Raw genomic sequence first — 7,941 nt, 5'->3', positions numbered from 1 at the left:
CCCGCCGCTGCATTGGCGGCCGCGCCGCCAAAGGCGCCACCGGCCGGCTGCGGAGCACTGCCCGCCGGTGCATTGATCGGCGCCGCGCGATTGAGCGAGGTGTCGATCGAGGTCGCATGCCGCGTCGCCGCCATCACCGCCAGGAGGATGGTCAAGGTGACGAAGATCGTCGCCAGGATGGCCGTCGACCGCGTCAGGAAATCAGCCGCGCCACGCGCGGACATCAATCCGGCCGGGCTGCCGCCGCCGGTCAGGCCGCCGCCTTCCGAACGCTGCATCAGGATGATGGTGACGAGCGCCGATCCGACGAGCAACTGAACGACAAGGACGAAGGTAAAGAGCATCGAACGACTGTGACCTGCGAAACTGGAGAAAGCGGGCACATAGGCGACCCCACCCCCGCGATCAACCGCTCATCCACCGGACGACACGTGGCGTTTCCATGACATTTCGTGTCCGCACTGAAACTCAATCGCCTCGGCGCACGTTGTTACGCCTGCGATAGAGACCGCCTTTTGAGCCCTGTGGACAATCAGTGAGCACCGACATGAACATTGCCAGCACTTTCGACAGCTCCCCGCTGACGCGGTGGATGAATACGCTGGTCGATTATGTCCGATCCGGCGAGCCCGATCTCACCAACCGCCAAATGGCGCTGCTGCTGGTCGTTTATCTGAGTCCGGGACCGCATACGGTGCGCGGATTGGCCCGCGCATTGAACGTTTCCAAGCCCGTCGTGACACGCGCCTTGAACAGGTTGGGGGCCCTCGGCTATCTGCGCCGCCAGCGCGACGATACCGACAAGCGCAACATCTTTATCGCGCGTACCACCGAAGGGGCAGGTTTTCTTGAAGAATTCGGACAATTTGTGGGAGAAAGCGACCCGCCCCGCGCCCGCAGAGCCACCGCGTAGAACATTTGCGCTGACGGGTCCGTCGGTATCGATAGACCCGCGCCATAACGCGATTCGTCCCGACTTGGCTGACGTTCGGCTCGCCGAATACGTATTCGCGCCGCATTACGCGGCCCCCCTGCCCTGTGTAGTAACCCGCGCCGTGACCTTGCACGCCGAATCATCCCCCACGTCCGAACCGCTCGCCGAACTTACCGTCGGTGAAAGCTTCGAAGTGTTGGAAGTCCTGCGCGAGGTTGCCTGGGGCGTGTCGCCCGAACATCGCCTGGCGGGCTATGTCGATCGCAAGGCACTGGATCTGGCGGCATGAACGTCAATGTCTTCATCGATGGCGGGGCCGGTACCACCGGGCTCGAGATCCGCGAACGGCTATCCGGGCGGAGCGACGTCACTCTGGTCACGCTCGACGACGCGGTGCGCAAGAATTCGACGGCGCGTAAAGAGGCACTGAACGACGCCGATTTCGTCATCCTTTGCTTGCCCGACGATGCGGCGCGCGAAGCCGTGGCGATGATCACCTCGGACAAGACGCGGGTGATCGACGCCTCGACCGCGCATCGCGTCGCTGAGGGATGGGCCTATGGTTTCGCCGAACTCGAGCCCGCGCAGCAGGCAGCGATCGCCGAGGCACGCTTCGTCAGCAATCCCGGCTGCTATCCGACCGGCTTTCTCGCGCTGGTCCGGCCGCTCGTGCGCGCCGGCCTGATCCCGCACGACTGGCCGCTCAGCGTCAACGCCATCTCGGGTTATTCGGGCGGCGGCAAATCGATGATCGCCGAGTTCGAAGAGGGTAAGGCGAACACCCGCGCCCGGCTCTACGCGTTGGGCCTGGCGCACAAACATGTCGCCGAGATGCAGAAGCATGCCCGCATCGCGCATCCGCCGATCTTCGCGCCCGCGGTCGCCGACACTTATCGCGGCATGATCGTCGAGGTCCCGGTGCCGCTCCATGCGCTGCCGCGCAAACCCTCGCTCGCGCAGATCGAAGGGACGCTGGCCGAGGCCTATAAGGACAGCCCGCTGATCCGGATCGGCGCGGCGGACGCCCAGTTCGTAACGATCGAGGACGATGCCGGCAGCGACCGCCTGACCTTGCGCGTCTGCGGCAATGCCGAGGCCGGCCAGGCGCGGTTGGTTGCGACGCTCGACAATCTCGGCAAGGGCGCGGCTGGCGCGGCGGTGCAAAATCTCAACATCATGGCGGGATTCGACCCGGTTACAGGCCTGACTTTATGAGCGCGGCCCCCTAAATCCCGTCGGTCCCACACACACCGCCCTGCAATAGGCGCAGGGCCAATGGTCTAAACGAGGAAAACCAGATGCCCGGAACGCGCCAGCCGCTCGACAAATTGCTGCTGTTCGGCGCGACCGGGGATTTGTCGCAGCGTATGTTACTGCCGTCGCTCTACGGCCTCGACGAAGACGGGCTGTTGCCTGCTGGCATGACGATCACCGGCACCGCGCGGACGGTATTCGAGGACGGCGCCTTCCGCAAATTCGCCAAGGAAGCGCTCGAAAAGTATCTGCCCGAAGATCGCAAGGACAAGGACAAGATCGCCTCCTTTCTCAAGCGACTGAACTATCAGGCGCTGGACGCGACCGAGGCCGAGCATTTCAAGGATCTGTCCGATGAGCTCGGCGACACCTCGAAGGGTCTGGCGATCTTCATGTCGACCGCGCCGAGCCTGTTCGAACCCACGATCAAGGGGCTGAATGGCGCAGGCCTGGCGCATGGCAACGTCCGCATCGGGCTCGAAAAGCCGCTCGGTTACGACCTAGCCTCTAGCCGCGAGATCAACAACGCCGTCTCCGCGGTGTTCCCGGAAGACCGGATTTTCCGGATCGACCATTATCTGGGCAAGGAAACCGTCCAGAACATCCTCGCGCTGCGCTTCGGCAATTCGTTTTACGAGCCGGTGTGGAATGCGCAGGGCATCGACAATATCCAGATCACGATCGCGGAGACGGTTGGGCTGGAAGAACGTGCCGGTTATTATGACGGCGCCGGCGCGCTGCGCGACATGGTCACCAACCATATGCTACAGCTCCTCGCGCTGATCGCGATGGAGCCCCCTGCTCGCTACGACAAGGACGCGATCCGCGACGAAAAGGCTAAGGTATTCCGTAGCCTGCACGTCATGACGCCGGAGGAAGTGCCGCATCTGACCGTCACCGGTCAGTACGGCCCCGGCGCGGTCGACGGGAAGATCGTCAAGGGATATCTGGAGGAGCTCGGCAAGCCATCGACCACCGAGACGTTCGTCGCGATCAAGGCGAGCATCGAGAATTGGCGCTGGCAGGGCGTGCCTTTCTACCTGCGCACCGGCAAGCGCATGGCTGTCCGCCGCAGCGAGATCGCGATCCAGTTCAAGCCGGTGCCGCATTCGATGTTTGCCGGGCGCGGCGGCCTGCTCCAGCCCAACAAGCTGATCATCCGCCTGCAGCCCGAGGAATATATCTCGATGCTGGTGATGGCGAAGGAGCCCGGGCTGGATCGCGACGGCATCCATTTGCGCGAAGTGCCGCTCAATCTGAGCCTCGACGCCGAATTCGCCGGGACGCGTCGCCGCATCGCTTATGAACGCCTGTTGCTCGACTTGATCGAGGGCGACCAGACCCTGTTCGTTCGCCGCGACGAGGTTGAGGCGCAATGGGCCTGGACCGACGCGATCCGCGCCGGCTGGGCGGCCAACGACACCAAGCCCAAAAGCTATGCCTCGGGCAGCTGGGGGCCCTCGACCTCGATCGCGCTGACCGAGCGCGATGGGGTGACGTGGCAGGACGATTGAGTTTTACCCTGTCCCACTTGCGGGAGAGGGAGGGGCCCGCGCAGCGGGAGGGTGAGGGTCTTCTTCCTTCTTCCGGTCCGGCCGTGACAAGAAGAAAGAAGACCCTCATGCAACCCTCTCCCGCAAGCGGGAGAGGGTAGCGACGAAAAAGAAGAGAGTAACATGGCGACCAACGAAGAAATCGAATGGTGGGAATATGACGATACCGACGAGATGGCGGACGCCGTCTCAGGCGATATCGCGTTCATCATCGAAAGCGCGATCGAGGCGCGCGGCGGTGCGGTTGTCGCGCTGGCCGGCGGCAAGACGCCGATCCCGATCTACGCGCGCCTCGCCAAGGCGAAGCTCGAATGGAAGCGGGTGACGATTATCCCGGGCGACGAGCGTATCGTGCCGTTGGGCGATCCGCTGTCGAACGTAACGATGATCGCTAAGACCTTCCTGCCGCTCGGCGCGCGCGTGATGCCGATCGTGCCGCAAGCGACGGCGGACTATAAGGCTGCCGGCCGTTCGGCCGACGCGCTGATGCAGGATCTGCATTGGCCGCTCGACCTCTGCCTGCTCGGCATCGGGGCCGACGGCCATACCGCCTCGATCTTCCCCGGGCCTGATTTCGACGAGGCGCTGAACGGACCGAAGGAACGCCGGATGCTTGGCGTCATGCCCGATCCGCTGCCACCCGAAGCGCCGGTCGCGCGCGTGACGCTCAGCCGCGCCGCGATCGTCTCATCGGCGGCGGTGATCATCGCAATCACCGGTGCCGACAAGAAGAAGGTGCTGGAGGATGCGATCAGCCAGGGGCCGAGCTCGTCCTATCCGATCGGGCGGGTGCTGGCCGATACCGAGTTGCCGGTCGACATCCACTGGGCGCCGTAGGTGCGGTCAGGCCAGCGGAAGGTCGGGTCCCGGTTTCAGCGCATACGAATTTCCATCGGCCGATGAGGCGCGCGGGCTTGCCCAGACGTTGGGTAGGTCTAGGACGAAGTTGAAAGAGCTGGCACGCCCGGCTCCTGGTAAACGGACCCCAAGACCATGAACCCGGCAGTATCCGCCGTCACCAACCGCATCGTCGAGCGCTCGCGCCCGACGCGCCGCGCCTATCTCGACCTGATCGAACGCGAGCGTGACCGCGGGTCGCGGTCGCGCGCGACGCTCGGCTGCGCCAACCTCGCCCACGGTTATGCCGGGACCGAGGAAGATCGCGATGCGATGAAAACCAATGCCGCGATGAATATCGGCATCGTCACGTCGTACAATGACATGCTGTCGGCGCATGCGGTCTATTATCGCTATCCCGAGCAGATGAAGGTCTGGGCGCGCGAGGTCGGCGCGACCGCGCAGGTCGCCGGCGGCGTGCCGGCGATGTGCGACGGCGTGACCCAGGGCTATCCGGGGATGGAGCTGTCGCTGTTCAGCCGCGACACGATCGCGCTGTCGACCGCGATCGCGCTGACCCACGGGCTGTTCGAGGGCGCCGCTCTGCTCGGCATTTGCGACAAGATCGTGCCCGGTTTGCTGATGGGTTCGCTGCGTTTCGGCCATTTACCGACGATTCTGGTTCCCGGCGGGCCGATGCGTACCGGCATCCCCAACAAGGCCAAGGCGGCGGTCCGCGAGCAATTCGCCGAAGGGAAAGTCGGCCGTGAGGAACTGCTCGAAGCCGAGATCGGCGCCTATCATTCGAAGGGCACCTGCACCTTTTACGGCACCGCCAACACCAACCAGATGATGATGGAGGTAATGGGCCTCCACATGCCTGGTGCTGCCTTCGCCAATCCGGGCACCAAATTGCGCCAGGAACTGAGCCGCGCGGCGGTACATCGCTTGGCCGAAATCGGTTGGGACGGCGACGATTATCGTCCGCTCGGACACTGTGTCGACGAACGCGCGATCGTCAACGCGGCGGTCGGCTTGCTCGCGACGGGCGGGTCGACCAACCATCTGATTCACTTGCCCGCGATCGCACGCGCGGCGGGAATCGTGATCGACTGGGAGGACTTCGATCAGTTGAGCCGCGCCGTTCCCCTGGTCGCGCGCGTCTATCCCAACGGGTCGGCCGACGTGAACGGGTTCGAGGATGCCGGCGGCATGCCGTTCGTGATCCGTGAATTGCTCGGCGCCGGGCTGCTCCATGGCGATATCCTGACCGTAGCGGGCGATTTCGCTGACTACGGCAAGCGCCCGGTGGTCGAGGGCGACGGCCTGCGCTGGGAAGATCCCGGCGCGAGCGGCGACGAGACGATCCTGCGCCCTGCCGCCAATCCCTTCTCCGCCGAGGGCGGCTTCCGCATCTTGACCGGCAATCTCGGCCGCGCCTGCATCAAGGTATCGGCTGTCGAGCAGGATCGCTGGGTTGTCGAGGCGCCTGCCCGCGTGTTCCACGACCAGGCCGACGTGCAAGCGGCGTTCAAGGCCGGCGAGCTTGATCGCGACGTCATCGTCGTGATGCGCTTCCAGGGGCCGCGTGCGAACGGCATGCCCGAGCTCCACAAGCTGACTCCGCCTTTGGGGGTGCTCCAGAACAAGGGCTATCGCGTGGCACTCGTCACCGACGGCCGCATGTCCGGCGCATCGGGCAAGGTGCCGGCGGCGATTCACTGCTCGCCCGAGGCCCTGGGCGGCGGTCCGCTCGGTCGCGTGCGCGACGGCGATGTCATCCGGCTCGACGCGGTCAACGGCACGCTGGAGGCGCTGGTCGACGCAGCCGAATGGGACGCGCGCGATCTTGCGGAATGCCCGCCGGCGGCTGAGGGAATGGGGCGGGAGTTGTTCGGCCTGTTCCGTGGAGCGGCTGACGAGGCCGAATTGGGCGCCAGCGCGATCTTTGCTGGAGCCGGCTTATAATACAAACCGTCACCCCGGCCTTGTGCCGGGGTCCACCGCGCCACAAACCCTAAAGCAAGCGGATGAGTGGATGCCGGGACAAGCCCGGCATGACGATTGAGAGGATTGGGAGCGTACATGGAAGTCGTCGCAGTCGATATCGGAGGCACGCACGCCCGCTTCGCCATCGCCGAAGTGGCGGACGGCAAGGTCGTGTCGCTCGGGCCGGAAACCACCCAGAAGACCGCCGAGCACGCCTCGCTGCAGACCGCCTGGCAGGATTTCGGTCGCCAGCTCGGCCGCGACTTGCCCAAGGCGGCAGCGATCGCGGTTGCGTCGCCGGTCGGGGGCGACGTCATCAAGCTGACCAACAACCCCTGGATCATCCGCCCCGCGCTCATTCCCGAGCGGCTCGGTGCCGACACCTATGTCATCGTCAACGATTTCGGCGCGATCGCGCACGCCGTGGCGCAACTGCCCGATGAGGATTTCCAGCATATCTGCGGCCCGAAGCGGTCTCTGGCGCGCAACGGCGTGACCTCGATCTGCGGACCGGGGACCGGGCTCGGCGTGGCGGGGGTGCTCCACGCCGGCGGCGCCTATCACGTGCTGTCGACCGAGGGCGGGCATGTCGATTTCGCGCCGCTCGACGCGTTCGAGGATGCCATTCTCAAGCGACTGCGCAAGACGTTCACCCGCGTGTCCGCCGAGCGGATCTGCGCGGGACCGGCGATCGTCGCGATCTACGAGACCCTGGCCGAGATCGAAGGCAAGGCGATTCGCCATCTCGACGACAAGACGATCTGGACGATGGCGTTCGAAGGGTCGGACAGCTTGGCGATCGCCGCGCTTGACCGCTTCGTGCTCGCGCTCGGCGCGTTCGCCGGCGACCTCGCGCTGATGCAGGGGGCGAAGGACGTCGTCATTGCCGGCGGGCTGGGCCTCAAGCTCAAGCAGCATTTCGCGCGGTCGGGCTTTTCCGAACGCTTTACCGCCAAGGGGCGGTTCCAACAGATGATGGCCGCTATCCCGGTCAAGCTAATCACCCATCCCCAACCCGGCCTCTACGGCGCCGCCGCCGCCTTTGCCCAGGAGCATGCCAAGTGACCGATACCGTCAATCCGATCGAACGCATCATGCTGGCGGCGCCGGTCATCCCGGTGATCGTGATCGAGGATCTGGCGACCGCGCGGCCGCTGGCAGAGGCGTTGGTTGCTGGCGGCCTGCCCGTGCTTGAAGTGACGATGCGTACGCCGGCCGCGCTCGACGCGATCCGCGAAATGAAGAAGGTGCCCGGCGCGATCGTTGGCGCGGGCACCGTGATCAATCCCGGCCAGTTCGCGCAGGCAATGGACGCGGGCGCCGAATTCATCGTCTCGCCTGGGCTGACCGAGCGGCTGGCCGAGCCGATCATCG

Annotated in this window: 9 protein-coding genes; 8 read left to right on the top strand and 1 reads right to left on the bottom strand. The window is 65.0% G+C overall.

Annotation, left to right across the window (positions count from 1 at the left end; all coding sequences use genetic code 11):
* A partial coding sequence (gene secG, locus SAS01S_RS20820) for a preprotein translocase subunit SecG (protein WP_066812972.1) occupies positions 1–344 on the bottom strand: 344 nt, incomplete at its 3' end.
* A 248-nt stretch (positions 345–592) separates the two neighbouring features.
* Here secG and SAS01S_RS20815 point away from each other — a divergent pair.
* The 8 genes from SAS01S_RS20815 to SAS01S_RS20780 all read left to right on the top strand — a co-directional run.
* Positions 593–913 (top strand): MarR family transcriptional regulator, encoded by a 321-nt coding sequence (locus tag SAS01S_RS20815; RefSeq protein WP_066583478.1) that lies wholly within the window; start codon positions 593–595, stop codon positions 911–913.
* Between the two features lie 142 nt (positions 914–1,055).
* Positions 1,056–1,223, top strand: coding sequence for a hypothetical protein (locus tag SAS01S_RS20810; RefSeq protein WP_245657049.1), 168 nt, complete (start codon positions 1,056–1,058; stop codon positions 1,221–1,223).
* Positions 1,220–2,149, top strand: coding sequence for an N-acetyl-gamma-glutamyl-phosphate reductase (argC, locus tag SAS01S_RS20805; protein ID WP_066812970.1), 930 nt, complete (start codon positions 1,220–1,222; stop codon positions 2,147–2,149). Before SAS01S_RS20810 ends, argC begins: the two co-directional genes overlap by 4 nt.
* A gap of 83 nt (positions 2,150–2,232) precedes the next feature.
* The gene (gene zwf, locus SAS01S_RS20800; RefSeq protein WP_066812969.1) at positions 2,233–3,702 is read left to right on the top strand and encodes a glucose-6-phosphate dehydrogenase; all 1,470 of its coding nucleotides are present in this window, start codon (positions 2,233–2,235) and stop codon (positions 3,700–3,702) included.
* A 162-nt stretch (positions 3,703–3,864) separates the two neighbouring features.
* On the top strand, positions 3,865–4,578 hold the full coding sequence (gene pgl / locus SAS01S_RS20795; protein WP_066812967.1) for a 6-phosphogluconolactonase: 714 nt from the start codon (positions 3,865–3,867) through the stop codon (positions 4,576–4,578).
* Between the two features lie 156 nt (positions 4,579–4,734).
* Positions 4,735–6,546 carry a phosphogluconate dehydratase gene (edd, locus tag SAS01S_RS20790; RefSeq protein ID WP_066812965.1) on the top strand — a complete coding sequence of 604 codons (1,812 nt, stop codon included), beginning with the start codon at positions 4,735–4,737 and terminating at the stop codon, positions 6,544–6,546.
* Between the two features lie 117 nt (positions 6,547–6,663).
* Positions 6,664–7,632, top strand: coding sequence for a glucokinase (glk, locus tag SAS01S_RS20785; RefSeq protein ID WP_066812963.1), 969 nt, complete (start codon positions 6,664–6,666; stop codon positions 7,630–7,632).
* Positions 7,633–7,661: 29 nt separating this feature from the next.
* On the top strand, positions 7,662–7,941 hold a 280-nt coding region (locus tag SAS01S_RS20780), incomplete at its 3' end, for a beta/alpha barrel domain-containing protein (RefSeq protein ID WP_500799087.1).

The sequence above is a fragment of the Sphingomonas asaccharolytica NBRC 15499 genome (assembly GCF_001598355.1).
In the GTDB taxonomy this organism is placed as follows: Bacteria; Pseudomonadota; Alphaproteobacteria; order Sphingomonadales; family Sphingomonadaceae; genus Sphingomonas; species Sphingomonas asaccharolytica.
Note: the sequence above shows the minus strand (reverse complement) of the source record. Positions and strands in the feature narration are given on the sequence as shown.